The sequence below is a fragment of the Pseudomonas sp. NFACC42-2 genome, from assembly GCF_900116055.1.
GTDB classification, from domain to species: domain Bacteria; phylum Pseudomonadota; class Gammaproteobacteria; order Pseudomonadales; family Pseudomonadaceae; genus Aquipseudomonas; species Aquipseudomonas marginalis.
In genome coordinates this window covers 30,617-57,495 of the sequence record NZ_FOZO01000028.1, presented here as the reverse complement: position 1 = coordinate 57,495, position 26,879 = coordinate 30,617, and the positions used below count along the sequence as shown (strand labels likewise).

The window sequence follows — 26,879 nt, the reverse complement described above, 5'->3', positions numbered from 1 at the left end:
AGATAAGTCTCGTTAGTTCACTATGGATACCGTTTGGCAAACGCGACAAATTAGGGCACCCCGCCATTCGAAAGATCAGCGATTTCATCGGCGACGGGCAATACCCATGAATCAGACTGGAAATATCATGAACGTTAACCCCCTCTCCACGATTGCGGCCGCGCTGGCCTTGACCGCCGCCGCCTTACAACCGGTGCACGCAGCAGATGGCATCATCAAGTTCAGTGGTCTTGTGACGGACCTGACCTGCACGGTCGAAGGTGCAGCGCCCGGCACTGGCGCAGTCGTCAAGGACGTCAACCTCGGAGGCATCTCGGCGGCACGCCTGGCAAGTGCGGGCAGTCGTGCCAACCCGACGGGCTTCACCATCCGTATCGGCGCGCCGGGTGAAGGCAGCTGCAGTAACGGGCGTACCGCCATGGTTGCCTTCGATCCGACCAGCCCGGCCATCGATGTAGCGTCCGGGCGCTTGAACATCGACGGCTACGATGACCCGTCCGACACCAGCACCGCCAAGAACGTACAGGTGGAAGTGACTCAACGCGATGGCACGCCGATCAACGTCTACACCGAGAAATCGGCGGGCGCGGTGATCGTCGACAACCAGGCCGTTATCCCTCTGGCAGCGCAGATGTACGCCAGCGGCCCCGCGACCGAAGGCAAGGTCAATACCCGTGTGGGCTTTTTGATCGAGTACGCCGAGTAAGACAACCCAGGGGCCTGACACGATGAAAAGAATCGCCTGCCTGACGCTGGTTGCCACCGCGGCTTGCGCGTGGCTCTGGCTGTTGCCGCTTGCTGCCCGCGCAGGCGTGATCATCCATGGCACACGCGTGATCTACCCCATGCAGCAGCAGGAAGTCGTGGTGCGCCTGGAGAACAAGGGGCCGCTTCCGGCGCTGGTGCAAACCTGGCTGGACACGGGCGACCGGCATTCGACACCGGTAACGGCACACACACCGTTCATTCTTTCGCCACCGATCTTCCGCATTGAGCCGCGCCAGCAACAGGCTTTGCGCCTGCGCTACGGCGCAGGCCCCTTGCCAGTCGACCGTGAAAGCCTGTTTTGGTTGAACGTACTGGAAGTACCACCGCTTGCCGCCGACGCCGCACACAACAACCAGATCGAATTGTCGTTCCGCACCCGTTTGCGTGTGTTTGTACGCCCGCCGGCATTGCCCTACCCCGTCGACAGCGCCCCCGAAAAAGTGCAGTGGAAGCTGGTGGCCCATGAGCAGGGTTTCGCCCTGCAAGCCACCAACCCCACGCCGTACCATATTTCCATCGCCTCGATCGAGTTGCTGAACGACGGTAAACGGTTCAGTAAAGCCGCCAACAAAGACGCCAACGACAGCCTGCTGATGCCGGACGGTGACGTGAAACTGTTTGTGCTGCCCCTGCTGCGCCATCACCCCGTCGATGCCGCCACGGTCGAATTCACCACCGTCAGCGACTTTGGTGCCCGAGTCCGTCACTCGGCCCACCTTGCCCTTCAACCGCAGGATGATCGATGACATGAAGGCCGCCACTCGCTCACACGTGCCGACCCGGTGCATGGCGTTGGTGCTTGCGCTGTTGAGCACCCTCCCCGTGCAGGCAAGCGTGGTCATCAACAGCACCCGAATTGTCTACCCGCAGGACGACAAGGAAGTGACGATCAGGCTGCACAGCAAGAACCAGGCACCGGTGCTGATCCAGGCGTGGCTGGACAGCGGCGATGAGCAATCAACACCGGATCTGGCGACAGCGCCCTTCGTCCTCACGCCACCGATCTTCCGCATGGAGCCAGGCAAGCAACAGGTGGTACGTATGGCCTACACCGGCGAAGCCTTGTCCAGGGCACAGGAAAGCCTGTTCTGGTTCAACGTGCTGGAGGTGCCCTCACGCCCCCAGGGCGGCCAGCAGGGCGATCAGGTGCAGTTCGCCTTCCGCTCGCGCATCAAGGTGTTTTTGCGCCCATCGGGCCTGCCTTACCAGGTCGAGGAAGCACCCGGGAAGCTGCAGTGGCGGTCTGTCCCGGGCGAACATGGCCAGGCGCTGGAAGTCTTCAATCCGACGCCTTACCACGTGACGTTCGAGCGCATCGAAGTGCAAGTGGCAGGGCAGCACCATGTCCGCGAACCGGCGGCGTCGGGTACGGAGAATATGGTGACGCCCGGTGGGCGCGCCCGCTTTGAGTGGCCTCGCCTGAAAACCCCGATGGGCAGCGCTGCAACCGTCGAGTTCCAGACGCTCGACGATTTCGGGGTCAAGACCCACCACAGCAGCGAGGTCTCTCCATGACGACCATTCTTCTGTAGCAATCCCACTTCGCCTTATTGAACGCACCGTCGATTGATACCCCATTCAGTGGGTAGGGATGCCCTTTGCCGACATTCGGGGAGCCCGTTTATGGAAACGCGAAAAATGAGTTTTTACACGCCTGCCAGGCTCATAAGCCGGCCCCGTTTAAAGCAGACGCTGCGTAGTGTGCTGCTGGCAAGCGGTGCCCATGCCATGGCCGCCAATAGTGCAGAACAGGCCGAGTTCAACCCGGCTTTCTTTACCGGTGGCCGGGGCGGCCTGCAGATCGATATTGCACGGTTCAGCCAAGGCAACGTCGTGCTCCCGGGCAACTATCGCACCGACATCCACCTCAACGGCCAATGGGTCGGGCGTGAAACCTTGACGTTCATTGCCGTGGAAGGTCAGCAGGTCGCGCAGTTGTGCCTGGAGCGTGATGTGCTGCTCAGGTTTGGCATTGACCTGCAAACCACTGAAGCCAATCAGGCGTCCCGTACGCCGTTTGCGCGCTGTGCAGATATCGGCACCTACCTGCCGGGTGCCAGCAGCCAATTTGATTCAGGTGAAAACCGTCTGGATTTGCAAGTGCCGCAGGTTTTCCTGGTGCGCAAGGCACGGGGCTATGTCGACCCGCAGCACTGGGACAGCGGGATCGATGCCGCCTTTGTGCGGTACAACGCCAATACGTTCGCCACTCAGACCGATACGCGCGCACTCGGCTCCAGCTACCTGGGCCTGAACACGGGGCTCAATCTTGGCGACTGGCACTGGCGGCATAGCGGCAGCTACAGCCATTCAGAGGTTGCCTCGAGCTATCAAAGCACCGCCACCTATGTGCAGCGCGAAGTGGACACGTTGCGGTCCCAACTGATGGCAGGCGAAATCTACACGCCGGGAGAGCTGTTCGATAGCGTGCGCCTGCGGGGTGCCAGCCTGTCCAGCGACGATCGGATGCTGCCCGACTCATTGAGCGGATTTGCGCCGGTAGTGCGTGGCGTTGCCGAGACCAACGCGCGGGTCAGTGTGCGCCAACGCGGCGTGTTATTGGACGAAGTGTCTGTAGCGCCCGGCCCGTTTGTCCTCAACGACCTGTTTCCCACCGGGTATGGGGGCGACCTGAACGTCACCATCACCGAGGCCGACGGCCGCCAGCGTGAGTTCATCGTACCGTTCGCCGCCAACGCCAACCTCCTGCGTCCGGGCCACAGCCGTTATGCATTGAGCGTTGGCCAGTTGGATGAAATCGGCCTGCACCACCCTCCCGCACTGGTGCAGGCCACTTATCAGTATGGCCTGAGCAACCTGCTGACCGGGTACACCGGCGCGACGCTCGGCGACGACTACCAATCGCAGTTGCTGGGTACGGCGTTCAACACCTCTGCAGGTGCGTTGTCGTGCGACCTGACGCATTCGAGCGCGCATCTACCGGGGCATGGTTCACGCCAGGGGCAAAGCGTACAACTGCGCTACAGCAAGAACTTCACGGACACGGGCACCCACTTTGCCCTCGGGGCGTACCGCTACTCCACCGAAGGTTTCCTGAATGTGGCTGATGCCGCACGCATTCGCGACCTGGCCATCGACGGACTGAACCCGGATAACCTGTCGCGGCTGCGCAACAGAATGGACATCAGCCTCAACCAGAGCCTGGGCAACGGTTCGGTGTACCTGACCGGTTCTTCGCAACACTATTGGAACCGCACCCATGGCAACCTGACCTTTACCGCCGGATACAGCGGCACGTGGCGGGGCCTTCACTATCTGCTGAGCGCACAGCGCAGCCGCGATCTGCGCAGTGAACGCGTGGACGAGCAACTGGAGCTCACCTTGAGCCTGCCACTGGGCAGCCACGCCCATTCGCCGACATTGACCACCACGGCCTACGGCGGCGACCAAGGCAGCGGCGAGCGCGCCAGCCTGGGCGGCAGCCTGGGTGAGCGCAATCAGTTCAGCTACAGCGTCAGTGCCAACCGAAGCCAGGGCAGCAGCAGCGCCACCAGTGCCGACATGAAATACCACACCAGCCATGGCGTACTCTCCGCCAGCCATGGCCAGAGCAGCACATACCGCTCCACATCGCTTGGCATGACCGGTGGCATTGTCGCCCATGCAGACGGTGTGACCTTCGCTCCAGAACTCGGCGATACCGTCGGCATCGTCCAGGCGCCTGACGCCCAAGGTGCGCGAATCAATGGCAACCACAGCGCGCAAATCGGCAAAAGCGGCTTTGCCGTGGTGCCTCACCTCACCCCTTACCGCCAGAACATCGTGGAACTGGACCCGAAGGATCTGTCCACCGATGTGGAGCTCAAGACCGCAGCCCGGAACGTGGCCCCGCGCGCCGGTGCAGTGGTGAAGCTGCAGTTCGAGACAACCAGCGGCCAGGCCTTGTTGATCACGGCACTGCGCGAGGATGGCAGCCCGTTGCCGTTTGGTGCGGATGTGTTCGATCAGGACGGCGCGAGCGTCGGGGTTGTCGGGCAGGGAGGTCAAGCCTTTGTTCGCGTGCCCCGTACGCAGGGGCCATTGACGATCAGGTGGGGCCCCCATACTCGCGCTGCATGCCAGCTGCATTACGACTTGGGCAAACAATCGAACGCTGCAGGCACCCAGCGGTTGCTCAATCTGGACGCGGGCACCTGCCGTCTCGATACAGCCCAACGCATGCTGCCGTCGAGCGAGAGCAATGCAAGCAGTTGATCCGGCGCAGGCGAGTAATGCCATTGCACTGCTTGCCTGCAAACGCCCTATTTCTTTTGCGGGACTGAAGATGAAACGCGCCATGCAACTCATATCAACAGTGCTGATCCTTGGCTCGCCAATCGCGGTTCAAGCGGCGTGTGACAGGTATCAGAACGACACATTCACACTCACCCTTCCTTCCACAATCGTCGTACCGGACAGCCTCCCGGTGGAGTCTGAAATTGTCATCAAGGAGTTCACTGGCACGGCACCCTATTTCACCATGTACTGCAGCCACACTTTATTAACGATTACCGGGCGCTATGGCCCAAGGTCTCACGCAAAGTACTACGAGACCGAGGTTCCTGGTGTGGGTGTACACATGCGCATCCGACATTCCGGCACGCTTTACCCTTTCTTTAGCATGCATAGTCAAAAAAACACCATCAGCGGTTCGCTCACGAGCTTCATGGCCGCGGAGTTGAGGTTCTATAAGGCCGGGCCGGTCACAGACGGGACAGTGCCTGCCGGAGACATTTGGGTGCAGAGACTGGATAACCGCCCGGAGAGTTTTACCCTGAGGCTCGGCAACGCAGTGCGCTTTGTCAGGCCCGCCGCCACCTGCGACCTGGAAACCGGCGACGCCAACCGCACGATCTCGCTCGACCCGGTGCAAGCCAGCGAATTCGAACACTCCATCGTCGTCGGCGCACGCGAATTTGAGCTGTCGGCCCAGTGCACCAATGCCTCCAACGTCACCTTCAATTTTTCTGGCGCCCCCGCGCCAGGCAATGACCGGCTATTCGCCAATACCGGCACCGCTGGCGGAATAGCCCTGTGGCTTTACTCGCGCCTCGACGGGGGCGTCCAGAACATTCTCGCAAACGGCACCGAGAACAGCCGCACGGTGCCGGTTTCCGGCAACCGTGCAGTCTTGCCGCTTGGCGCGGCGTATCACCTGAACGGCACGGTCAGCCAGGGCACCCTCGCCAGTACCGCCACCGTCACCATTACCTACAACTGAAACCCTGAGCACTCCTGATGAAGATTCGAACGCGCGCCTCGCTGCTGGCAATTACTGCAAGCCTGGCCTCCATGCCTGCTGTCCACGCCGATACCACCGGTACTTTAAACTTTATCGGCCAAGTCAATGCCGGTACCTGCGACCTGGCCGCCGGTGACCTGAACCGCAGCCTCGCCCTGCCGGCCATCAAGATTTCGGACTTCGATGCGAGCTCCACCGCGGGCTCGCTTGATTTCGAGATTTCTGCCGAGTGCGACTCGGATATACGCAAGGTAGTTTTCCAGTTCGGGGGCACACCCGCCGACGGGAATCCCCTGTTGTTCTCCAATACCGGGACATCGAATGGGACGGCACTGGTGTTATCACACCGCGCGGCCAAGGCGTATGCCATCCCTGCCAATGGCACGGTCGAGCAGCGCAGCCGTACGATTGCAACAAAAAGCAAGAAGGCCGTGATGCCACTCACAGCGGCGTATCACAAAACCGGCGTAGCGATCACCCAAGGAACCCTGGCCAGCGCGGTAACTGTCTCGATCACTTACAACTGATGCGCAGCTGGCGCTGACAACGCGCAAAAAAATGCCCCACCTTCGCAGGTGAGGCATTTTTGTGGCCTGGAAAAATCAGGCCTGACTGGTTGGCGTCGGGGTTACCGGCGTTGCAGTCGGGGCGGCAGCAGGCGTCGGTGCCGACACCGAGTTGGCTGTCGAAGCAACCGGTGCCGTGGTTGCCGGCTTGGCGGCGACAGCAGGCTTAGGCGCTGCCGGTTTTTTCGCTGCAGCGGGCTTCTTCGCCGCAGCAGGTTTGGCTGCTGGCTTGGCCACCGGTTTCGCGGCAGCAGGCTTGGCTACGGGTTTAGTTGCGGCAGGCTTGGCCGTTGGTTTGGCGGCTGCGGTTTTGGCAGCCGGTTTAGCGGCGGCTTTGGCTGCTGGCTTAGCCGCAGGTTTGGCAGTTGCTTTCGCAGCTGCTGGTTTAGCGGCAGCCTTGACGGCCGGTTTGGCCGCTGCGGTTTTGGCAGCCGGTTTAGCGACTGCTTTTGCAGCAGCCTTGGCCGCAGGTTTTGCAGCTGGCTTGGCGGCAGCTTTCACCAGAGGTTTGGCAGCCGTTTTAGCCGCCGGTTTGGCAGCGGCCGTTTTTGCAGCAGGCTTGGCAGCCGGTTTAGCGGCAGCCGATTTCACTGGAGCCACTTTGGCACCGGTCAGTTTTTCAATTTGCTTTGTCAGGGTATCGACTTTGCTGTGCAGGGTCTTCAGCTCAGCTTTACTCGGCACGCCCAGGCGCGAAATAGCACTGTTGAGGCGCTTGTCCAGCGCCCCTTCGAGTTCGCCCCAAGTACCCAATACCTGTTTCTTCGCATCGCTGATGCGCGAACCGGCAGTCGCTTTGGCAGCGCCTACTTGTTTACCCACTGCGCTCTTGGTCAACTTCTCGGCTTTCTCGCCGTCTTTAACCAACGTCTCGAAGAGTTTACTGCCGTCACTGTCGATCTTCGAGTAAACGCCTAAACCAGCCAGCCAGATCTTGCGGGAATACTCTTCAACTTTCCCGACCCACGAGCTGCCTTCTTTCTGAGTAGTCTTTTTAACAGCCATCCCGATGTCTCCTTAGTGTTTACGCGCGACACGTTCGAGCAATGCCGTCAGCTCTTCGAGCTTAGCAGAGAGTGTCTCCACGTCATGTTTAGACGCAATGCCAATTCGATTCAAGGCACTGGCAACGCGAGTATCAAAAGCTTTTTCAACTTTATCCAGCTGAACTTCTACCAGACCTTTGACCGCGGAGACATTACTCTTTACTTGATCAATCTGACTGTTGGCAGCATCAAGTTGTTCCACTGCAACTTTTTTGCCTTTACTTTCAACATGTTGACCGGTTTTAACCAACTCTTTGAAGTAGTCGCCGCCCTCGCTGCCGACCTTCGCGTAGGCACCAAGACCCGCCAACCAGATCTTGCGGGCATAGGTTTTAACGTCACTCAACGCGCCGGTCTGAGCATCGATTTTTTTCTTCAGGATAACTTTGGCCATGGTGCACCTCACGCAGAAAAGGGGGGAGGAACGGCCCGCAGGAGTTGAGGACCTGGGCACAAAGTAGGCTGGAAAATTAGAATCGGCACCCTAAGTACTCGCGGATCAGGCCAAGGCTTTATCCAGGGCTTTCTCGATTTCGGACTTGATGGTGCCACTCATGGCCGACATCAACAGGCCCAGTTCCACATCAATGCGCAGCGAATCATCCGCCACCAAGACGGTGCCTTTAACCCCCGAACGCTTGAGGTTCAAGGTATCGCCGGACCACGAGGGCTCCAGGCCATATTGCTCCTGGAGTTTATGCGCCAACTTCTCGGCCTTTGCGCGTGCCCCTTCTTTACCCAGGGAATGTGCACGCTCAACGGTTATACGGGCCATTGCGATGACTCCTCTTTATAGGGATTTGAATACCTTGAATGCGGCAAAAGGTCTCGGTGCCTGCCTATCTTACCTGCAGCCTTGCCAAGACAAAGCAGGCCTTGGGGATTATCATGTCCCGCATTCTCTTTTGGTGACAGCGATATGACTGATCAGCGCAAAGGCAGCGATGCCGAACCCACCACTCACTTCGGTTTCAAGAACGTCCCGGAAAGCCAGAAGGCGGAAAAAGTCGCTGAGGTGTTCCACTCCGTGGCAGCCAAGTACGACCTGATGAACGACGTGCTCTCCGGCGGCATGCACCGCCTGTGGAAACGCTTCACCATCGAGCTGTCGGGTGTACGCACCGGCAACCGTGTGCTGGACATCGCCGGCGGTACGGGTGACCTGGCGGCCAAGTTCTCCAAGCTCGTCGGCCCGACCGGCCAGGTGGTGCTGGCGGACATCAACGGCTCGATGCTCAAGGTCGGCCGTGATCGCCTGCTCGACAAAGGCGTGGCCGGCAATATCGAATTTGTCCAGGCCGACGCTGAAAAGCTGCCGTTCCCCGACAACCATTTCGACTGCGTGACCATCGCCTTCGGCCTGCGCAACGTGACCCACAAGGAAGACGCGATCCGCTCGATGCTGCGCGTCCTCAAGCCGGGTGGTCGCCTGTTGGTACTGGAGTTCTCCAAGCCGACCAACGCGCTGATGTCCAAGGTCTACGATACCTACTCCTTCGCCTTCATGCCGTTGATGGGCAAGCTGATCACCAATGACGCCGAAAGCTACCGCTACCTGGCCGAATCGATCCGCATGCACCCCGACCAGGAAACCCTGAAGTCGATGATGGTAGAAGCCGGTTTCGACCGCGTGACCTACCACAACATGACCTCGGGCATTGTCGCCCTGCACCGTGGCATCAAGCCCTGATGCTGCTCAAAGGCCTTCTCGCCAGCGTCGAACACGGCCTCAACCGTGTACTGCGCCTGGACAGCACCGCCCTGGCGCGGCTCGCGCACTTGAACGGCAAGGTCATCGCCGTGGACTGCACCAGCCCCGCCCTGCAGCTGTTTATCCTGCCCAGCGATGAAGGCCTGCTGCTCGCCACTCAATGGGCTGCCGAAGCCGACTGCACCCTGCGTGCACCGGCCTCCAACCTGTTGCACCTGGCGCTGAGCCGCAACAAGACCGCCATCCTCCACGGCCCTGAAGTGCACCTGGAAGGCGACAGCGCGGTCCTGATGGACCTGGCCGCCGTGCTGCAGGACCTGGAGCTGGACTGGGAATACGAGCTGTCACGCTGGATCGGCCCCGTCGCCACCCAGCTGATCAGCGGGCACCTGCGCAGTCGTACGCGCTGGTACCAGCAGGGGTTCGCCAGCCTCAACCAGAACCTTGCCGAATACTTGAGCGAAGAATCGCGCACCCTGGTCGGAGAACGCGAAGCGCAAGCGCGCTTTCGTGAGCTCGACAAGGCCAAAATCGACCTGGAACGCCTCGAGGCCCGCTTCGAGCGCCTGAGCCGTTCCCTTGATCCAAGCGATAACGCATGAAGCTGCTCGCCGTCCGCCGTTTGTTCCGTATCCAGCGCGTCGTAATCCGCTACCGCCTCGATGACCTGCTGTTCGCCCTGCCCTTGCCATGGTTCCTGCTGGCGGTGCGCTATGTGCTGCCGTGGCGCTGGTTCCCGCGCAAGCAGCTGGAGCTGAGCCGAGGCGCGCGCCTGCGCCTGGCGTTGCAGGACCTGGGGCCGATCTTTATCAAGTTCGGGCAGATCCTCTCCACGCGCCGCGACCTGCTGCCCGAAGACATCGCCGACGAACTGATGCTGCTGCAGGATCGCGTGCCGCCGTTCGATTCCCAGCAGTCGATGAAGCTGATCGAAGAGCAACTGGGCAAGAAGATCAGCGAGGTGTTCAGCCGCTTTGACGTCGAACCGCTGGCCTCGGCCTCGGTGGCGCAAGTGCACGCCGCACAGTTGAAGAGCGGCGAAGAAGTGGTGGTGAAGGTGATCCGCCCGGGCCTCAAGCCGATCATCGGCCAGGACCTGGCGTGGCTGTTTATCCTGGCCCGCGCCGCCGAACGTTTCTCTGCCGATGCGCGCCTGCTGCACCCGGTGGACGTGGTCGCCGACTACGAAAAAACCATCTACGACGAACTCGACCTGCTGCGCGAAGCAGCCAACGCCAGCCAGCTCAAGCGTAACTTCGAAGGTTCGCCGCTGCTGTACGTGCCGCAGGTGTACTGGGACTGGTGCCGCCCGAAAGTGCTGGTGATGGAGCGCATCTACGGCGTGCAGGTCACCGACCTCGCGACCCTGGCCGACCAGCGCACCGATATGAAAATGCTTGCCGAGCGCGGCGTGGAGATTTTCTTCACCCAAGTGTTCCGCGACAGTTTCTTCCACGCCGACATGCACCCCGGCAATATCTTCGTCAGCACCGTCAACCCTTGGAGCCCGCAGTACATCGCGATCGACTGCGGCATCGTCGGCAGCCTGACCCCGGAAGACCAGGACTACCTGGCGCGCAACCTGTTCGCCTTCTTCAAGCGCGACTACCGCCGCGTGGCGCAGTTGCACATCGATTCGGGCTGGGTGCCGGCGGAAACCAAGCTCAATGAATTCGAAGCGGCGATCCGCACCGTGTGCGAACCGATCTTTGAAAAGCCCCTGAAAGATATCTCCTTCGGCCAGGTGCTGATGCGCCTGTTCCAGACCGCGCGGCGCTTCAATATGGAAGTGCAGCCGCAACTGGTGCTGCTGCAAAAAACCCTGCTCAACATCGAAGGCCTGGGCCGTCAGCTGTACCCGGACCTCGACCTGTGGAACACCGCCCAGCCGTTCCTGGAACGCTGGATGCGCGAGCGGGTCAGCCCGAAAACCCTGCTGGGCAACCTGCACAGCCAGTTCGAACAGCTGCCGCACCTGGCCAACATGACCCGCGACCTGCTGGAGCGCATGTCCCAGCCCCATGCCAAAGACCCCGCGCCGCCCTGGCAGAAGCGCAAGGACGACTGGTTCCTGCGCCTGCTGGGTGCCGCGCACCTGGTCGGTGGCGTGATGCTGGCCATTGGCGGGCCGCTGAACCAACTGGGCCACTGGCCGGCCGGCATCATGGTCGCCGTGGGTGTTTATCTGATCGTGCGTCGATAGCCAATCCGGTTATACACTGTCGCAAATTGCCGGAGCCGAAGATGAAAGACTGGCTGGACGAGATCAAGTGGGACAGTGACGGCCTGGTGCCGGCCATTGCCCAGGACTACAAGACCGGGCGCGTGCTGATGATGGCCTGGATGAACCGCGAGGCCCTGAGCCTCACCGCCACTGAGCAGCGCGCCATTTACTGGTCACGTTCCCGTGGCAAACTGTGGCGCAAGGGCGAAGAGTCCGGGCACGTGCAAACCCTGCACGAGATGCGCATCGACTGCGACGCCGACGTGGTGATCCTCAAGGTCGAGCAGATCGGCGACATCGCCTGCCACACCGGCCGCCACAGCTGCTTCTATCGCGTGTTCGAGAACGGCGAATGGAAGGTCGTGGAGCCGGTGCTCAAAGACCCGCACGCCATCTACTCGGCAGGACACTGACCATGAGCGATACCCTCAACCGTGTGGCCCAGGTGCTGGAGGACCGCAAAGGTGCGGACGCCGACAGCTCCTACGTCGCCAGCCTGTACCACAAGGGCCTGAACAAGATCCTGGAAAAACTCGGCGAAGAGTCCATCGAGACCATCATCGCCGCCAAGGACGCACAAATCAGCGGCGATTGCAGCGATGTCATCTATGAGACCGCCGACTTGTGGTTCCATAGCCTGGTCATGCTCGCCCAACTGGGGCAGCATCCACAGGCCGTGCTGGATGAACTGGACCGTCGCTTCGGCTTGTCCGGGCACGCCGAAAAGGCCTCGCGCCCGTCCGCTTGAATAACTTTTACTAGAGGATTTGCAGCATGGGCATTTTTGACTGGAAACACTGGATCGTCATTCTGGTGGTAGTGGTACTGGTATTCGGCACCAAGAAACTCAAAAACCTCGGCACCGACGTGGGCGAGTCGATCAAGGGCTTCCGTAAAGCCATGAACGACGATGAGAAGCCTGCCGACCCGGCCGCCAACCCGGTGCCACCGGCCCAGCCTGTACACCCCCAGGCCACCCAGCCGATCACCGAGCGTCGTACCTTCGACGTGCAGGCTGAAAAAGTCGAAGAGCCGACCCGCAAAGACTCGTGAGCACTGACTAATGTTTGGTATCAGCTTCTCTGAACTGCTGCTCGTCGGCCTGGTTGCCTTGCTGGTACTGGGGCCGGAACGCCTGCCCGGTGCCGCACGCACGGCCGGCCTGTGGATCGGGCGCCTGAAACGCAGTTTCAACGCCATCAAACAGGAAGTTGAACGGGAAATCGGCGCCGACGAGATCCGTCGCCAACTGCACAACGAACATATTCTGTCGTTGGAGCAGGAGGCCCGGAAGATCCTGTCGCCGGTGCAGGAACCCACCAAACCGGTGGAACCTGTGGCCGAGCACAGCATCGCGCCTGCGCCTGCGCCTGCGGTGAATACCCCGCCCGCCGCCCCGACCCCGACCGCTCCAACCGAGCCTGCGCCGACGCCCGCTGCGTCGCCCGCGCCCCATGACCCTACATTGCCGCCGCGAGCCCCATGAGCGCTGATAAACCGGAAAACGACCAGCATATGCCGCTGGTCTCGCACCTGACCGAGCTGCGGACCCGCCTGCTGCGTTGCGTGGCCGCGATCTTCGTAATCTTTGCCGGGCTGTTCGCCTTTACCCAGCAGATCTACACCTTCGTCTCCACGCCACTGCGCCAGTACCTGCCGGCCGGCGCGACGATGATTGCCACCGATGTGTCATCGCCCTTCCTCACACCGTTGAAGCTGACGATGATGGTCTCGCTGTTCCTGGCGATCCCGGTGATCCTGCACCAGATCTGGGGCTTTATCGCACCGGGCCTGTACAAGCATGAGAAGCGCATCGCCGTGCCCTTGCTGGTGTCGAGCATCCTGCTGTTCTATACCGGCATGGCCTTCGCCTACTTCCTGGTATTCCCGTTGATCTTCAAGTTCTTCGCTGCCGCCACCCCGGCCGGCGTGGAGATGATGACGGACATCACCAGCTACCTCGACTTCGTGATGACGCTGTTCTTCGCCTTTGGCGTCGCCTTCGAAATCCCCGTGGCCGTGGTGCTGCTGGTGTGGATAGGCGTGGTCAACGTGGCGTACCTGAAGAAAATCCGCCCGTACGTGATCATCGGCTGCTTCGTGGTCGGCATGATCCTCACGCCGCCGGACATCTTCTCCCAGACCCTGCTGGCCGTGCCGATGTGGATGCTGTTCGAGATCGGCATCCTGTTCAGCGGCCTGATCAGCAAGCGTGGCGATCACCCGGATGACCAACCCGCCGACGACGACCAGCCGCCAGCGACCCAGCCGTGAACCTGCTGCTGCTGTTCGATGCCGACTTCATTGCGGCCGACCGAGTGATCCTGCGTGATCGGCGCCTGGTGCATATGCAGGAAGTCCACCGCGCCGCCGTAGGCGACAGCCTGCGGGTCGGGCGCCTTGGCGGGTTGATGGGCAACGCGCAATTGCTGCGCCTGGAAGCCCGCGAAGCCGAACTGCAAGTGAGCTTCGACCAACCACCGCCGGCCAAACTGCCCCTGACCCTGCTGCTGGCCCTGCCACGTCCGAAGATGCTGCGCCGGGTCCTGCAAACCGTGGCGGCCATGGGCGTGCCGAAAGTGGTGCTGGTCAACAGCTACCGGGTGGAAAAAAGCTTCTGGCAAACCCCCTTCCTGGAGCCCGAGGCGATTCGCGAACAACTCATCCTCGGCCTGGAGCAGGCGCGGGACACGGTACTGCCGCAAATCGTTATCGAAAAGCGCTTCAAGCCCTTCGTCGAAGACCGCCTGCCGGCCATGACCGCAGGCACCCTTGGCCTGATCGGCCATCCCGGCGACTACCCAGCCTGCCCCCGCGGGCTGGATGAACCGGTTACCCTGGCCATAGGCCCGGAAGGTGGCTGGATCCCCTATGAGGTGGACCTGCTGGCCAAGGCCGGCTTGCAGCCGGTGCAATTGGGCGCCCGCATCCTGCGCGTCGAAACGGCCGTCACCGCCCTGCTCGCCCGCCTCTTCTAACCACACCGCAAGCTCCCTCCCACAGGGTAGAGCGTCGCTACAGAATCCCGTATGCAGGCCGATAACCCGTGAATAAGTCCAAGCTTTGTTCCAGGGGAGTTCGCAGCATGTATCGTTGGTTAGCCGAAAAACTGGGGAATGTCAGCGTCAAAACCAAGCTGGCGGTGGGCTTTGGCCTGGTATTGCTGTTGACACTGATGATCACCTTCACCGGCTGGAGCGGCCTGGGCAGCGTGATCAGCCGGGGCGACAAACTGGGTTACATCTCCAGCCTCAATGAGCTGACCAAGGACCTGCGCCTGGCGCGCCTGGACTACGAAATGCGCCGGGGCGAACAAGGCCCGGCGGCGGTCAACGAGCTGATGAGCAAACTTGAAAGCGGCCTGAAAACCGCCAACGTCTTGATCGATCAACCCAACGACAATCTGCTGGTGAACGAGCAACTGGCGGCTATCGATCAATACAAGCGCGCCTTCGACGACATGGTCCAGGCCGGTGCCAATCGTGAAAACGCCCGCAGCAAGCTGGGCGATACCGCTGACAATGCGGTGCTCAAGATCGGCGAAGTCGAAAAAAACCTGCTGCAAGGCGACAGCGTCACCCAGTTCAACAGCGTGGTCGAACTGAGCAAGCTGATCCAGCAGGCACGCTTCCAGGTGCGCGGCTACACCTACAGCGGCAAGGTTGAAGCAGAACAGCCGGCCCTGGACGCCATTGATAACGCCCTGAAGAAAATCGCCACCCTCAACGGCACGCTGCCTGAGCAGTACGCAACCAACCTGCAACAGGCCAGCGTTTCGCTGCAAGCCTACCGCGCCGCCGTCAGCCAATACCGCGACTCCCAGGTCGCGAGTACCGCCGCCATGAAAAAGATGGGCGAGCAGGGTGACATCTTGCTTGAGCGCAGTAAAAAACTGACCCTCTCCCAGACCGTCGTGCGCGATACCGACGCAGCCCAAGCCAAGAGCCTGTTGCTACTGGCCACCGTGCTTGCCTTGGTCTTCGGGCTGGTAGCGGCCTGGGCCATCACGCGGCAGATCATTCTTCCGCTGAACCAGACCCTGCAGGTCGCCGAGCGCGTCGCGTCGGGCGACCTGAGCCACAACCTCACCTCCTTGCGCCAGGATGAGCTGGGCCAATTGCAACGGGCCATGCAAAGCATGACCGTGGGCCTGCGCGAGTTGATCGGCGGCATCAGCGAAGGGGTCACCCAGATCGCCAGCGCCGCCGAGCAACTGTCGGCCGTCACAGAACAAACCAACGCGGGGGTCAACAGCCAGAAAGTCGAGACCGACCAGGTGGCCACCGCCATGAACGAAATGGCCGCCACCGTGCAGGAAGTGGCGCGCAATGCCGAGGAAGCCTCCGAAGCCGCAGTAGCCGCCGACCAGCAGGCCCGCGAAGGCGACAAAGTGGTCGGCGAAGCGATCGCCCAGATCGAACGCCTGGCCACTGAAGTCGGCAACTCCACGGTCGCCATGGCCGATCTGAAGCGCGAAAGCGACAAGATCGGCAGTGTGCTCGATGTGATCAAGTCCGTGGCCCAGCAAACCAACCTGCTGGCGCTCAACGCAGCCATTGAAGCGGCACGGGCCGGTGAGGCCGGACGCGGTTTCGCGGTGGTGGCCGATGAAGTGCGCAGCCTGGCCCAGCGCACCCAGAAGTCCACCGAAGAGATCGAAGAACTGATCGTCGGCCTGCAAAGCGGCACCCAGCAGGTGGCGAACATCATGGACAACAGCCGTGGCCTCACCGACAGCAGTGTCGAGTTGACGCGCCGCGCCGGCAGCGCCTTGGAAAACATCACACGTACGGTCTCGACCATCCAGGCGATGAACTCCCAGATCGCCACTGCCGCCGAGCAGCAAAGCGCCGTGGCGGAAGAGATCAATCGCAGTGTGTTGAACGTGCGTGATATCTCCGAGCAGACGGCTTCGGCCAGTGAAGAGACCGCCGCATCGAGTACCGAACTGGCGCGCCTGGGCACTCATCTCCAGGCGCTGGTCGGCCGCTTCCGGGTCTGACCCCTTCCCCGCGTGGCGACCCGCCCTGGGTCGCCGCCTGCAATCTGTGAAATTTCCTACGCGTTTATCAGCCCCACCTCTGCGCCGAGAGAACTTGCGTTCAATTCAGCTCAATGTGCCTGCGCATGTTGAGAACGCCCACTGTTCACTTGTCGGAGGTTGATCATGCTTCGTCGAATGACTCACCTGCTGGGTGACGCCAGTGTCACCCTCAAACTAGCCCTGGGCTTCTCCCTGGTCCTGGCGTTGAGCCTTGTGATTGCCGTGACTGGCTGGCAAGCGCTTGCCGCCTCTTTGTACCGCTCGCAGACGCTGACCGTACTCGCACAACTGGCAGTGGCTGGTGAAGAACTGCGGGCCGACAGAATCGTTTACCGCACCCTGGACGATACCAACAGCCTCAACAACTTGAGCGTGAGCATAGAAAAAATCGACGGATTCCTGAGCGAGCTTTCCAACCGGCTCAAAGTCCCCAAATCCATTCAGTACCTGCAAGAGATGACCCGCCTCTCCACAACGTTCAAAACCACGCTCAAGGAGGTGCCCGCCCTGGTCGAGAAACGTGAGAGTGCCCGCGAACAACTGAAGCAGAGCTCCGTACGCACCGGTGACGTGCTGGCACAACTGGCCAGCGACTTGCCCGACCAGGAGGATGAAAAAGCCCTCGATGCCATCGAAAACCTGCGCCAGGCCATAGAGCAGGCGGAGGACCGCGCCCAAAGCCCTGCCTGGGCCGCCAGCTCGCTGGATGCCTACGCCCAGGCCGTCAGCGACGCCGAGCGCAACCTCGAACTCGCCCAGGCTGGCGTAGCAAAATTGCCGGTCGACAGTGGCGCCCTGAAAAATACCGTGCTCAGTATCCGCACCCACCTGACACGCCTCAAGGACACGCAACTCACAACCGAGGGCGCGCAAAAGCAATTGGAACAGCAACTGGACCAACTGCTCGCCCAGAGCGATCTCTTGAGCCAGGACCAGACTCAACGGCGCGAACGCGAAGCCGAACAAGCCCGCACCCAAACCCTTGGTACGACCGCTGCCGCCTTGCTGCTGGGCACCCTGGCGGCCTGGCTGATTGCCGGGCAAATCGTGAAACCGCTGCGCAAAGCGCTGTCCGCCGCCAATCGCATTGCGCAAGGCGACCTGAGCCACGACGTGCAGTCCCGACGGCGTGACGAGTTGGGCCAACTGCAACGCAGCATGAGCCAAATGACGCTGAACCTGCGGGGGCTGATTGGCAACATCAGCGACAACGCGCGGCAAATTGCCAGCGCCGCCGAAGAGCTCTCCGCCGTGACCGAACAAACTCGCGCCGGGGTGAATCATCAGCGCGATGAAACCGAGCAGGTCGCCGCCGCCATGAACCAGATGCTCGCCACCGCCCAGGAGGTTGCGCGCCACGCCGAGCAGGCTTCGTTCGCCGCCGGACAGGCCAATCAACAGACTGAGCTGGGCGATCAGGTGGTGACGGATGCCGTGGCGCAAATTGAGCACCTTGCCCATGAAATGGCGCGCGCAGGCCAGGCCATGATTGGGCTGCAACGGGAAAGCCAGAAAATCAGCAGCGTGCTGGATGTGATCAAGTCAGTGTCACAGCAGACCAACCTGCTGGCGCTCAACGCTGCGATAGAAGCCGCACGGGCCGGCGAGGCCGGTCAAGGCTTCGCGGTGGTCGCCGATGAGGTGCGCGGTCTCGCCCAACGGACCCAGCAGTCCGCCGAGGAAATCGAAGAGCTGATTGGCGGCCTGCACAGCGGTACACAACTGGTGGCCGATATCATGGACTACAGCCGCACCCTGACCGACAACAGCGTCGGCCTGGCCCGCAACGCCGGGGACTCGCTGACGGAGATCGCCCGCACGGTGTCGGTCATCCAGGAAATGAACCCGCAGATCGCCGCTGCCGCCGAGGAGCAAAGTGCGGTGGCCGAAGAGATCAACCGCAGCGTATTGAAAGTACGCGACGCCTCGGAGCAAACCGCCGCCGCCAGTGAACAGACGGCAGCGGCCAGTATCGAACTGGCGCGGCTGGGAACGGATTTGCAGCAATGCGTGGGGCGGTTCAAGGTATGAACGCCCCGCGCCCTATAGCACCTGGCGCAGGAACGCCTGGGCGCGCGGGTCTTTGGGCGCCGCGAAGAACTCGGCCGGGGCCGCATCTTCCAGCAACTTGCCATGATCGAAGAACAGCACCCGGTCCGCCACTTCACGGGCAAAACCCATTTCGTGAGTGACGCAGACCATGGTCATGCCTTCCAGGGCCAGGGTCTTCATCACGTCCAGCACCTCGCCGACCATTTCCGGGTCGAGGGCCGAGGTGGGCTCGTCGAACAGCATCACCTTGGGCTCCATCGCCAACGCCCGGGCAATCGCCACGCGCTGTTGCTGGCCCCCGGAAAGCCGTGATGGAAACTCGTTGGCTTTCTGCGCAATGCCGACCTTTTCCAGCAACGCCAGGGCCTTGGCTTCGCGCTCCTTCTTGCCGCGCTTGCGCACGACTTTTTGCGCCAGGCACAGGTTTTCCAGCACGGTCATGTGAGGGAACAGGTTGAAGTGCTGGAACACCATGCCGACTTCACGGCGATAGGCATTCACATCGGTTTTCGGGTCGGCCAGTTGCAGGCCATCGATGCTCACCGAGCCGGAATCGAATTCTTCCAGGCCATTGAGGCAACGCAGGAACGTGGACTTGCCGGAGCCGGACGGGCCGATCACCACCAACACTTCGCCCTTGGCCACCTGGGTGGTCACATGGTCCACCGCGCGCACCACGTGCCCGCGGGTATCGAAGACTTTTACCAGATCGCGGACTTCAATCACTTTGGGCGAGCCTCCGCTCAAGCCGGCTGGCCATTTTCGACAGCGGCAGGTTGATCAGCAGGTACAAACCCGCGACGCAGAACAGGATTTCAAACGGCGAAAACGAGGTGGTGATCACTTCGCGACCGCTTTTGAGCAGCTCGGTAATCGCGATCACCGAGACCAGCGAGGTGTCTTTCACCAGGCTGATAAATTGCCCGGCCAGCGGCGGCAACACGCGCTTGAAGGCCTGCGGCAGCACCACATGGCGCATCGACTGGCTGGCGCTCAGGCCCAGGGAGCGAGCCGCCTCGTTCTGGCCACGGGTGATGGACTGCACCCCCGCGCGGACGATTTCCGCCACATAGGCGCCGGTGAACAGCGACAGCGCGGCGATTCCGGCGAATTCCCGCGACAGGTTGAGCACCGTGCCGATAAAGAAGTAGAAAATGAAGATCTGCACCAACAGTGGCGTACCACGCACCAGTTCGACGTAGATCGTCGACAGATCGCGCAGTGTCGGGTTATTGGACAGTCGGCACAACCCGGTGGCAAGACCGATCGCCAGGCCGAGAATCCCGGATACCACCGACAGCCACAACGTGGTCCACAGGCCCCACATCAAGGGGCCCAACGCCCAATGGCGGTTAACCCCGATGACATCGCCTTCGGCCACATCATCGCCGCGCGCCACTTGCAGGCTGTTGTCGGCCACGCTCACGCGTTGCTCGACGCCGGCATCGTTGCGCAGGGTGACTTCGGCCACATCGCCCTTGCGGACCAGTTCCACGACAGTGGAGATGTCCGCAGCGCGCTGGGACTCTTCGGCCTGGTAGGCGAAGTACTGCGGGACCCGGTTCCAGCGCCATTCGTAGGACATGAGCGAGGTGGCGTAGTACAAGGCGCCAGCCAGGCCGACCAGCACGACGACGGTCAGCAGGTGCCAGGGCCATTGGGCTTTTTTCTGTTTCATCTACTCAGCATCCAAAAAAATCGAGGCCCGCACACCTGAGGTGGCGAGCGGACTCCCCACAGCAAGCCCTCTCACACCAGAAAACAGTCCCGCTTTATTCCATGTCCTTGAGCCACTCGGAGCTCTTGAACCACTTGTCATGGATGCGATCGTAGGTGCCGTCGTTCTTGATCTGGTGCAGGAAATTGTTGATGAAGTTGATGCTGTCGTAGTCCCCCTTCTTCAGGCCGAACGCCAGGGGTTCAAAGGTGAAGGGTTCTTCGAGGAACACCAGCTTGCCGTTACCGACTTTTTTCTCGGCGACCACGTTGTACGGCGCGTCATACACGAAGGCATCGGCCTTGCCGTTGACCACGTCCAGCACACCTTCCTGCTCGTTGTCATAGCCGTGGTACTTGGCCTTGGAGATCAGCTTCTTGGCGACCATCTCACCGGTGGTGCCGAGCTTGGAGGTCAGGCGGTACTTCTCGTCGTTCAGGTCTTTGTAGGACTTGATGGTGCCTTCCAGGTCCTTGCGGATCAGCAGGGTCTGGCCAACCACAATGAAGGGTTCGCTGAAGTTCAGGCGCAGGTTGCGTTCCTGGGTCAGGGTCATGCCACTGCCGATCATGTCGAACTTGCCGGTCAGGAACGCCGGAATGATGCCGTCATAGCCGGTGGACACCAGCTCCAGCTTGACGCCCATGGACTTGGCCATGGCCTTGAGGATATCGACCTCGAACCCAATGATTTCGCCCCGTTTGTCGGTCATTTCGAACGGCATGTAGGTCGGGTCCATGCCGACTTTCAGCGTGCCGCGCTTGACCGCATCATCGATGGCACCGGCCTGGGCGGCATTGGCCGCAACCAGCGCGGCGACGCCGAGCAGCAGCATCGAAAGATACTTTTTCATCATCAAGTCCCCTGAACGATTCTTATACGGTCGGCGCGCAAAAGGGCTGCACCAATTCGGGGTGCGATCCTAACCCACTCATTGCCTGTCACAAAGGTTTCACGGGTATTTGTTATCTGCGTATGTCGGAAAAACCCCACAACGGCGCAGCCAACTGCTGGGATAGACGCTTGCGTTGGCAGCGCTGGCAACGGATTGATGTGTAAGAAGTTATGACTTCCAGTCGACCTCTACCAGCCAGTCCATGTCCTTGAACCACTTGTCGTGCAAACGATCGTAGGTTCCGTCCTGGGCGACTTGATTGAGGAAATGGTTGATCCAGTTGAGGCTGTCAAAATCGCCTTTCTTCACGCCAAACGCCAAGGGTTCAAAGGTGAACGGCTGTTCAAGCGCCAGCAGCTCGCGGTTTTCCGGCAAGCTCAGGGCGATCAGGTTGTAGGGCGCATCATAAATAAAGGCATCGGCGGCACCGTTCACCACTTGGCGCACAGCTTCCCGGGGCGTTGCAAAACTGCTCAAGCGCGCCGCCCCCAGGAAGCGTTGCGCCGCCGCCTCGCCAGTGGTGCCCTGGACGGTGGTGACGCGGTAAGTGGCGTCGTCCAGGTCTTCGACACTGGCGACCTTGTCCTTCAGGCTGGGGTGCAGCAACACGGTTTGCCCCACCACGATAAAGGAGTCGCTGAAATTCAGCTTCAGGTTGCGCTCCTGGGTGACGGTCATGCCGCTGCCGATCAGGTCGAACTTTTTCGCCTGTAGCCCAGGCAGCAACTCGGTATAGGGCACGCTGACCAATTCAAGCTCAACGCCCAGGGCCTGGCTCATCACCTTGAGCAGGTCGATTTCAAAGCCAACGATACGGCCCTCTTTATCGGTCATTTCAAAGGGCACATAGGTGGGCGTAGTACCCACTTTCAACACACCACGCCGAACCGCATCGTCGATGGCACCGGCCTGCACCAGACCAGCGTGAATCAATGCGATAACGCCGATCAGCAATGCCGAACAATACCTTTTGATCATGAATCCCCCTGTGATCGAGTCAAATTTGGGGGGCGATCCTACCCCACTCGCGGGCACGCAAATACGCCTCGGACAAGGGACTTTTGTTTCGAAATAACAAGGAGTTAGGGCGATAGAGAAACGCTGTAGGACCAGCGCTTCGAACGCCCCCGAAGTGAACCCTCGGGGGCGCCTGAATCAGGCCGGTTGGGCCTGGGACGACAGCGGTTGCAGCGGCAGTAACGGCGCGTGCGGGTCGGCCTTGATCGAATTACGCCAGGCAGCGAGCCACTCGGCATGCCCTTCGCTCCAGATCTGCTCATGCAAGCGGGCCAGGGCTACCGGGTCACTGAGCAACGCCAGGCGTTCGCCGTTGTTGAGGCCGGCAGGGCCGACTTTCAACGCGTGGCGCACACGTTCGGTACGCAGGTACTCAATCGGCTCGGCCTGACCGTGACGCGAGGTCGCCAGGGCACAGGCCAGGGCGTTCTGCTGCGGGTCGACCACCGAACGTACGAAGCCGTCTTTCAGCGCGTGCCAACGGTTTTCGTGGGTGTACTTGTCGGTGGACAGCAACGCTTGCGGCGGATTGTATTCCTCAGGGATCAGGAACAGGCTCTCATCGCGGGACTTCAGGCCGAGGTTGACCCGGCTGGAGATCACCGATACCGGGATCGACAGCATCAACGAACCCACGATCGGCACGAGCCACCACAGGAAGCTCGGGTTCAACCACACCACCAGCAGAGCCCAGAAGAAGCCAAGCAGGGTCTGCGTGCCGTGACGCTTGATCGCTTCGCCCCACGGGGTGGAGTCGTCGTCACGCTGCGGCGAGTTCCAGGTCGCGGCCCAGCCTAGGAACGCGGCGAGCACGAAACGGGTGTGGAAAATCATCCGCACCGGCGCCAGCAGCATGGAGAACAGCATCTCCAGCAGCATGGACATGGTTACCTTGAACTTGCCACCGAACTCTTTCGCGCCCTTGGCCCAGATCAGGATGATGCTCAGCAATTTCGGCAGGAACAGCAGCACGATGGTGGTGGAGAACAGCGCCACCGCCTTGTCCGGATGCCATTGCGGCCACAGCGGGTACAACTGGCGTGGCGCCATGAAGTACTGCGGCTCCATCAGCGTGTTGACCGCCAGCAAAGCCGTGGACAACACCAGGAACAGGAACCACAACGGCGCCGACAGGTAGGACATCACGCCGGTCAGGAACACCGCGCGGTGCACCGGGTGCATGCCCTTGACCAGGAACAGGCGGAAGTTCATCAGGTTGCCGTGGCACCAGCGACGGTCACGCTTGAGTTCATCCAGCAGGTTCGGCGGCAGTTCTTCGTAGCTGCCCGGCAGGTCGTAGGCAATCCACACGCCCCAGCCGGCACGGCGCATCAGCGCCGCTTCAACGAAGTCGTGGGACAGGATGGAACCTGCGAATGCACCTTTACCCGGCAATGGCGCCAGGGCGCAGTGCTCGATAAACGGCTTCATGCGGATGATCGCGTTGTGACCCCAGTAGTGGGATTCACCCAACTGCCAGAAGTGCAGGCCGGCGGTGAACAGCGGGCCGTACACCCGGGTGGCGAATTGCTGCATGCGCGCATACAGGGTGTCCATGCCCGACGCACGCGGCGCGGTCTGGATAATCCCGGCATCCGGCGTGGCTTCCATCAGGCGCACCAGGCTGGTCAGGCATTCGCCGCTCATCACGGAGTCGGCGTCGAGAACCACCATGTACTTGTAGTCGCCGCCCCAACGACGGCAGAAGTCGTCGAGGTTGCCGCTTTTACGCTTCACGCGACGGCGACGGCGGCGATAGAAGATCTTGCCGAAGCCACCCGCCTCACGGCAGACGTCGAGCCAGGCTTGCTGCTCGGCGATGCAGATGTCGGCCTCGTTACTGTCGCTGAGCACGAAGAAGTCGAAACGATCGAGGTCACCGGTGGCGGCCACCGATTCGAACGTCGCGCGCAAACCGGCGAATACCCGCGGCACGTCTTCGTTGCAGATCGGCATGACCAGCGCGGTGCGCGCGTCTTTCGGGATCGGCTCGTCGCCGGCACTTTTACCGGAAATCCGGTATTTATCGTGGCCGGTGAGCAGTTCGAGGAAGCCCATCAATGCAGTCCAGAAACCGGCCGAAACCCAGCAGAACAGGATCCCGAACATGATCAGGATGCTGGTCTGCAGGGCGTAAGGCAGCACCTGGGTGGCGGTTTGCAGCAGGGTCTGGTTGCGGATCTCGTCGAAGTCGACCAGCGACCAGCCCTGGTACGGCATGATGCCTTTCATGTACCAGCCGGCCACGATGGTCTGGCCGAGCATCAGCACCAGCAGGATATAACGACGAATCGAACCCACGGTACGCCAGCGGGCCGCCGGCAATACGCGCTCATCCTTCGGCGGGGTCGGCGGGTTGCTGCGGCCGGTGATCCGCCGCCAGCCGCGCACCAGGATATTGGTGCGCCACGGTTCAGGCACCACGCGGGTACGGCGGATGGGCGGAGTGGCCTTGAGGCACACGCGCCCACTGGCGTCGAGCCCGAGCATTTCGGCGTCTTGCAGCTCTTCGGCCGTGCTGAGGGTCAAGCGGCGACCCACCGACGCCTGGGCGGCGTCGACGGGTGCATCGAACGCCTTGGACGACAAGCGCTCGTGCAACTCGGTGAAGGATGTGCAGCCCGCCAACTCGGCGCGCTGCTCAGCGGTCATCGGAAGATGCGCCAGGTACTCGGAGAGAGTCTCTGGCTGGACTTGAGAATTACTCATCGGCAGGCAACTGATAGCTCCAGGTTTCGGTCAGGACTTGCTCGGTCTTGATCGGCTCCGGTGTGGCTGGGGCAGCTTCTGGCTGCTTGGCTTCCTTGTCTTTCGCGTCTTTCTTGGCCTGTTTCTCATGCTGCTTGGCCAGGACCTTGTCGGCCTTCAGCACCTGGGTCGAAACATGCTCAGGCTCAGGCGGCGTGATGTCCTGGACCAGGGCTGCACGCATCTCGGTCGGCTTGCCTGCGTCCTTGATCTTCATACGCAGGGTCAGGCGCCAGCCTTTGGTGTGTTCGTTGTAGCGCACGCTGTTTTCTACCAGCTCGGCGTTGTCACTCACGCTCACCTGGCTGCGCACCGGGGCGTCCGGCAGCAGTTTCTTCAGGGACGGGCCCTCGAAGTCCACCAGGTACGCCACGCTGCCATCCGGCTGACGGATCAGGTTGGATTGCTTCACATCACCGGTGGAGCGCAGGGTCTGCTTGACCCAGGCGCTGTCCGGCGAATGGAACGCGGCATCATCGAGGGTCCAGTGCAGGCGGTAGGCCACTTCCAGCGGCTTGCCGACTTCCGGCAACTCGGCCGGGCTCCAGAATGCAACGATGTTGTCGTTGGTTTCGTCGGCAGTCGGGATCTCGACCAGGTCGACGGAGCCCTTGCCCCAGTCGCCTTCAGGCTCGATCCACGCGCTTGGACGCTTGTCGTAGTTGTCGTCGAGGTCTTCGTAGTGGCTGAAGTTGCGACCCCGTTGCAGCAGGCCGAACCCACGCGGGTTCTCCACGGTGAAGTTGCTGACCGACAGGTGTTTAGGGTTGTTCAGGGGGCGCCAGATCCACTCGCCGTTGCCGGCATGGATCGACAGGCCGCTGGAGTCATGCAACTCGCGACGGTAGTTGAGCACCTTGGACGGCTGGTTGGCACCGAACAGGAACATGGAGGTCAACGGGGCAACCCCCAGTTTGCTGACCTTGTCACGCAGGAACATCTGGGATTTCACATCGACAACCGTGTCAGTGCCCGGACGCAGGATCAGGCGATAGGCGCCGGTCGCACGTGGGGAATCCAGCAGGGCAAAGATCACCAGGTGCTTGTCACCCGGTTTTGGACGTTCGATCCAGAACTCGGTGAAGCGCGGGAATTCCTCACCCGACGGCAGCGCGGTATCGATCGCCATGCCACGGGCGGACAGGCCATAGACCTGGTCCTTGCCGACGACGCGGAAATAGCTGGCGCCGAGCATGGTCATGATTTCGTCTTGCTTGTCACCCTTGTTGATCGGGTAAAGCACACGGAAACCGGCGTAACCCAGCTGTTCGGTGGCTTTAGGATCAAACTTCACGTCGCCGAAATCGAAGCGAGTCGGGTCGTATTTGATTTCCTGGACGCTGTCGGCGGTCACTTCGTTGATTTTCACCGGTGTATCGAAATGCATACCCTGGTGATAGAAGGACAACTTGAACGGGGTGTTCTGATCGGCCCATTCGGCTTTTTCATTGCGGAAACGAATCTTCTGGTAATCCGCGAACTTCATTTCGCGGAATTCGTTCGGCAGATTGCTGCGCGGAGCTTCGTATTTCTGCCCGGCCAGCTCTTTTGCCTTGGCCGACACATCATCCAGACTGAATGCCCACAGTTGACCCGCGCCGAACAGGCAAAACAGGGCAGAGCCCGTCACCAGTGCGTTTCGTAACCGTTTGGCAGACAATTTTGGTGCATTACAGGGACTAACAATCACGAGCAACCCTCGCCGAAAACAGATCAAAAAACCAACGGCCAGCTATCTATATGCCAGGTTGGCGAGCATTGTTCCGACTCCCCAGGGTCCAAATGATTCCCCTGAGGCTGTCGGACAAGTCTCTACCTAAGTCAAAAATGGACCAAACAACGCTGATCC

Annotated in this window: 26 protein-coding genes and 1 pseudogene; 18 read left to right on the top strand and 9 right to left on the bottom strand. The window is 61.0% G+C overall.

Going from position 1 to position 26,879, the window contains the following annotated elements; all coding sequences use genetic code 11:
• Positions 1–127: 127 nt before the first annotated feature.
• The 6 genes from BM416_RS28550 (at position 128) to BM416_RS28525 (ending at position 6,537) form a co-directional block, all read left to right on the top strand.
• On the top strand, positions 128–706 hold the full coding sequence (locus BM416_RS28550; RefSeq protein ID WP_092490212.1) for a fimbrial protein: 579 nt from the start codon (positions 128–130) through the stop codon (positions 704–706).
• A gap of 22 nt (positions 707–728) precedes the next feature.
• Positions 729–1,514, top strand: a complete 786-nt coding sequence (locus tag BM416_RS28545) for a fimbrial biogenesis chaperone (protein WP_092490211.1) — start codon at positions 729–731, stop codon at positions 1,512–1,514.
• A 1-nt stretch (position 1,515) separates the two neighbouring features.
• Positions 1,516–2,283, top strand: coding sequence for a fimbrial biogenesis chaperone (locus tag BM416_RS28540; protein ID WP_092490210.1), 768 nt, complete (start codon positions 1,516–1,518; stop codon positions 2,281–2,283).
• Between the two features lie 123 nt (positions 2,284–2,406).
• Positions 2,407–4,983, top strand: a complete 2,577-nt coding sequence (locus tag BM416_RS28535; RefSeq protein ID WP_092490209.1) for a fimbria/pilus outer membrane usher protein — start codon at positions 2,407–2,409, stop codon at positions 4,981–4,983.
• Positions 4,970–5,989, top strand: a complete 1,020-nt coding sequence (locus BM416_RS28530; protein ID WP_313904193.1) for a fimbrial protein — start codon at positions 4,970–4,972, stop codon at positions 5,987–5,989. The genes BM416_RS28535 and BM416_RS28530 overlap by 14 nt, the downstream gene beginning before the upstream one ends.
• A 17-nt stretch (positions 5,990–6,006) precedes the next feature.
• The gene (locus tag BM416_RS28525) at positions 6,007–6,537 is read left to right on the top strand and encodes a fimbrial protein (RefSeq protein ID WP_092490208.1); all 531 of its coding nucleotides are present in this window, start codon (positions 6,007–6,009) and stop codon (positions 6,535–6,537) included.
• A 75-nt stretch (positions 6,538–6,612) separates the two neighbouring features.
• On the opposite strand, the gene BM416_RS28520 is transcribed toward BM416_RS28525, so the two are convergent.
• From BM416_RS28520 to BM416_RS28510, 3 genes are all read right to left on the bottom strand, one after another.
• On the bottom strand, positions 6,613–7,581 hold the full coding sequence (locus tag BM416_RS28520) for a phasin family protein (RefSeq protein WP_092490207.1): 969 nt from the start codon (positions 7,579–7,581) through the stop codon (positions 6,613–6,615).
• A 12-nt stretch (positions 7,582–7,593) separates the two neighbouring features.
• Positions 7,594–8,016 (bottom strand): phasin family protein, encoded by a 423-nt coding sequence (locus BM416_RS28515; protein WP_027605028.1) that lies wholly within the window; start codon positions 8,014–8,016, stop codon positions 7,594–7,596.
• A gap of 105 nt (positions 8,017–8,121) precedes the next feature.
• Complete coding sequence (locus BM416_RS28510; RefSeq protein ID WP_027605029.1) at positions 8,122–8,397, bottom strand: polyhydroxyalkanoic acid system family protein; 276 nt, start codon at positions 8,395–8,397, stop codon at positions 8,122–8,124.
• Positions 8,398–8,541: 144 nt separating this feature from the next.
• On the opposite strand from BM416_RS28510, the gene ubiE reads away from it, so the two are divergent.
• The 12 genes and pseudogenes from ubiE (at position 8,542) to BM416_RS28455 (ending at position 18,632) form a co-directional block, all read left to right on the top strand.
• Positions 8,542–9,312: a bifunctional demethylmenaquinone methyltransferase/2-methoxy-6-polyprenyl-1,4-benzoquinol methylase UbiE gene (gene ubiE / locus BM416_RS28505; protein ID WP_003171186.1), complete on the top strand. Its 771-nt coding sequence runs from the start codon at positions 8,542–8,544 to the stop codon at positions 9,310–9,312.
• On the top strand, positions 9,312–9,935 hold the full coding sequence (locus BM416_RS28500) for a ubiquinone biosynthesis accessory factor UbiJ (RefSeq protein ID WP_092490206.1): 624 nt from the start codon (positions 9,312–9,314) through the stop codon (positions 9,933–9,935). The genes ubiE and BM416_RS28500 overlap by 1 nt, the downstream gene beginning before the upstream one ends.
• Positions 9,932–11,536: a ubiquinone biosynthesis regulatory protein kinase UbiB gene (gene ubiB, locus BM416_RS28495; RefSeq protein WP_027605031.1), complete on the top strand. Its 1,605-nt coding sequence runs from the start codon at positions 9,932–9,934 to the stop codon at positions 11,534–11,536. The genes BM416_RS28500 and ubiB overlap by 4 nt, the downstream gene beginning before the upstream one ends.
• 41 nt (positions 11,537–11,577) lie before the next feature.
• Positions 11,578–11,970 (top strand): phosphoribosyl-AMP cyclohydrolase, encoded by a 393-nt coding sequence (hisI, locus tag BM416_RS28490; RefSeq protein ID WP_012721796.1) that lies wholly within the window; start codon positions 11,578–11,580, stop codon positions 11,968–11,970.
• 2 nt (positions 11,971–11,972) lie between these two features.
• Positions 11,973–12,305: a phosphoribosyl-ATP diphosphatase gene (locus BM416_RS28485; protein ID WP_027605032.1), complete on the top strand. Its 333-nt coding sequence runs from the start codon at positions 11,973–11,975 to the stop codon at positions 12,303–12,305.
• A 26-nt stretch (positions 12,306–12,331) separates the two neighbouring features.
• The gene (locus BM416_RS28480) at positions 12,332–12,610 is read left to right on the top strand and encodes a twin-arginine translocase TatA/TatE family subunit (protein ID WP_003171180.1); all 279 of its coding nucleotides are present in this window, start codon (positions 12,332–12,334) and stop codon (positions 12,608–12,610) included.
• 10 nt (positions 12,611–12,620) lie between these two features.
• On the top strand, positions 12,621–13,043 hold the full coding sequence (gene tatB / locus BM416_RS28475; protein ID WP_092490205.1) for a Sec-independent protein translocase protein TatB: 423 nt from the start codon (positions 12,621–12,623) through the stop codon (positions 13,041–13,043).
• Entirely contained in the window at positions 13,040–13,831 is a 792-nt protein-coding gene (gene tatC / locus BM416_RS28470) for a twin-arginine translocase subunit TatC (protein WP_092490204.1), read from the top strand. The genes tatB and tatC overlap by 4 nt, the downstream gene beginning before the upstream one ends.
• On the top strand, positions 13,828–14,535 hold the full coding sequence (locus BM416_RS28465; protein ID WP_065940768.1) for a 16S rRNA (uracil(1498)-N(3))-methyltransferase: 708 nt from the start codon (positions 13,828–13,830) through the stop codon (positions 14,533–14,535). The genes tatC and BM416_RS28465 overlap by 4 nt, the downstream gene beginning before the upstream one ends.
• A 107-nt stretch (positions 14,536–14,642) precedes the next feature.
• Positions 14,643–15,701: pseudogene (locus BM416_RS31300) on the top strand (methyl-accepting chemotaxis protein); the annotation flags it as partial.
• The gene (locus BM416_RS31295; RefSeq protein ID WP_371856075.1) at positions 15,687–16,559 is read left to right on the top strand and encodes a methyl-accepting chemotaxis protein; all 873 of its coding nucleotides are present in this window, start codon (positions 15,687–15,689) and stop codon (positions 16,557–16,559) included. The pseudogene BM416_RS31300 and the gene BM416_RS31295, both read left to right, overlap by 15 nt.
• 165 nt (positions 16,560–16,724) lie before the next feature.
• Complete coding sequence (locus tag BM416_RS28455) at positions 16,725–18,632, top strand: methyl-accepting chemotaxis protein (RefSeq protein ID WP_175539110.1); 1,908 nt, start codon at positions 16,725–16,727, stop codon at positions 18,630–18,632.
• A 12-nt stretch (positions 18,633–18,644) separates the two neighbouring features.
• On the opposite strand, the gene BM416_RS28450 is transcribed toward BM416_RS28455, so the two are convergent.
• The 6 genes from BM416_RS28450 to BM416_RS28425 form a co-directional block, all read right to left on the bottom strand.
• Positions 18,645–19,379, bottom strand: a complete 735-nt coding sequence (locus BM416_RS28450) for an amino acid ABC transporter ATP-binding protein (protein ID WP_027605038.1) — start codon at positions 19,377–19,379, stop codon at positions 18,645–18,647.
• Positions 19,372–20,331 (bottom strand): amino acid ABC transporter permease, encoded by a 960-nt coding sequence (locus tag BM416_RS28445; RefSeq protein WP_065925730.1) that lies wholly within the window; start codon positions 20,329–20,331, stop codon positions 19,372–19,374. Before BM416_RS28445 ends, BM416_RS28450 begins: the two co-directional genes overlap by 8 nt.
• Positions 20,332–20,425: 94 nt before the next feature.
• Positions 20,426–21,223, bottom strand: a complete 798-nt coding sequence (locus BM416_RS28440) for a transporter substrate-binding domain-containing protein (protein ID WP_065940764.1) — start codon at positions 21,221–21,223, stop codon at positions 20,426–20,428.
• Positions 21,224–21,433: 210 nt separating this feature from the next.
• Positions 21,434–22,243, bottom strand: coding sequence for a transporter substrate-binding domain-containing protein (locus BM416_RS28435; RefSeq protein ID WP_027605041.1), 810 nt, complete (start codon positions 22,241–22,243; stop codon positions 21,434–21,436).
• A 177-nt stretch (positions 22,244–22,420) separates the two neighbouring features.
• Positions 22,421–24,991, bottom strand: a complete 2,571-nt coding sequence (mdoH, locus tag BM416_RS28430; RefSeq protein WP_092490201.1) for a glucans biosynthesis glucosyltransferase MdoH — start codon at positions 24,989–24,991, stop codon at positions 22,421–22,423.
• Positions 24,984–26,663, bottom strand: a complete 1,680-nt coding sequence (locus BM416_RS28425) for a glucan biosynthesis protein G (protein ID WP_222935589.1) — start codon at positions 26,661–26,663, stop codon at positions 24,984–24,986. The genes mdoH and BM416_RS28425 overlap by 8 nt, the downstream gene beginning before the upstream one ends.
• Between the last annotated feature and the right edge of the window lie 216 nt (positions 26,664–26,879).

Bases quoted from the DNA above. Each gene is read 5' to 3' on its own strand.
- BM416_RS28550 (WP_092490212.1), top strand. From the start codon at position 128: ATGAACGTTAACCCCCTCTCCACGATTGCGGCCGCGCTGGCCTTGACC.
- BM416_RS28545 (WP_092490211.1), top strand. From the start codon at position 729: ATGAAAAGAATCGCCTGCCTGACGCTGGTTGCCACCGCGGCTTGCGCG.
- BM416_RS28540 (WP_092490210.1), top strand. From the start codon at position 1,516: ATGAAGGCCGCCACTCGCTCACACGTGCCGACCCGGTGCATGGCGTTG.
- BM416_RS28535 (WP_092490209.1), top strand. From the start codon at position 2,407: ATGAGTTTTTACACGCCTGCCAGGCTCATAAGCCGGCCCCGTTTAAAG.
- BM416_RS28530 (WP_313904193.1), top strand. From the start codon at position 4,970: ATGCAAGCAGTTGATCCGGCGCAGGCGAGTAATGCCATTGCACTGCTT.
- BM416_RS28525 (WP_092490208.1), top strand. From the start codon at position 6,007: ATGAAGATTCGAACGCGCGCCTCGCTGCTGGCAATTACTGCAAGCCTG.
- BM416_RS28520 (WP_092490207.1), bottom strand. From the start codon at position 7,581: ATGGCTGTTAAAAAGACTACTCAGAAAGAAGGCAGCTCGTGGGTCGGG.
- BM416_RS28515 (WP_027605028.1), bottom strand. From the start codon at position 8,016: ATGGCCAAAGTTATCCTGAAGAAAAAAATCGATGCTCAGACCGGCGCG.
- BM416_RS28510 (WP_027605029.1), bottom strand. From the start codon at position 8,397: ATGGCCCGTATAACCGTTGAGCGTGCACATTCCCTGGGTAAAGAAGGG.
- ubiE (WP_003171186.1), top strand. From the start codon at position 8,542: ATGACTGATCAGCGCAAAGGCAGCGATGCCGAACCCACCACTCACTTC.
- BM416_RS28500 (WP_092490206.1), top strand. From the start codon at position 9,312: ATGCTGCTCAAAGGCCTTCTCGCCAGCGTCGAACACGGCCTCAACCGT.
- ubiB (WP_027605031.1), top strand. From the start codon at position 9,932: ATGAAGCTGCTCGCCGTCCGCCGTTTGTTCCGTATCCAGCGCGTCGTA.
- hisI (WP_012721796.1), top strand. From the start codon at position 11,578: ATGAAAGACTGGCTGGACGAGATCAAGTGGGACAGTGACGGCCTGGTG.
- BM416_RS28485 (WP_027605032.1), top strand. From the start codon at position 11,973: ATGAGCGATACCCTCAACCGTGTGGCCCAGGTGCTGGAGGACCGCAAA.
- BM416_RS28480 (WP_003171180.1), top strand. From the start codon at position 12,332: ATGGGCATTTTTGACTGGAAACACTGGATCGTCATTCTGGTGGTAGTG.
- tatB (WP_092490205.1), top strand. From the start codon at position 12,621: ATGTTTGGTATCAGCTTCTCTGAACTGCTGCTCGTCGGCCTGGTTGCC.
- tatC (WP_092490204.1), top strand. From the start codon at position 13,040: ATGAGCGCTGATAAACCGGAAAACGACCAGCATATGCCGCTGGTCTCG.
- BM416_RS31295 (WP_371856075.1), top strand. From the start codon at position 15,687: ATGCAAAGCATGACCGTGGGCCTGCGCGAGTTGATCGGCGGCATCAGC.
- BM416_RS28455 (WP_175539110.1), top strand. From the start codon at position 16,725: ATGCTTCGTCGAATGACTCACCTGCTGGGTGACGCCAGTGTCACCCTC.
- BM416_RS28445 (WP_065925730.1), bottom strand. From the start codon at position 20,331: ATGAAACAGAAAAAAGCCCAATGGCCCTGGCACCTGCTGACCGTCGTC.
- BM416_RS28440 (WP_065940764.1), bottom strand. From the start codon at position 21,223: ATGAAAAAGTATCTTTCGATGCTGCTGCTCGGCGTCGCCGCGCTGGTT.
- BM416_RS28435 (WP_027605041.1), bottom strand. From the start codon at position 22,243: ATGATCAAAAGGTATTGTTCGGCATTGCTGATCGGCGTTATCGCATTG.
- mdoH (WP_092490201.1), bottom strand. From the start codon at position 24,991: ATGAGTAATTCTCAAGTCCAGCCAGAGACTCTCTCCGAGTACCTGGCG.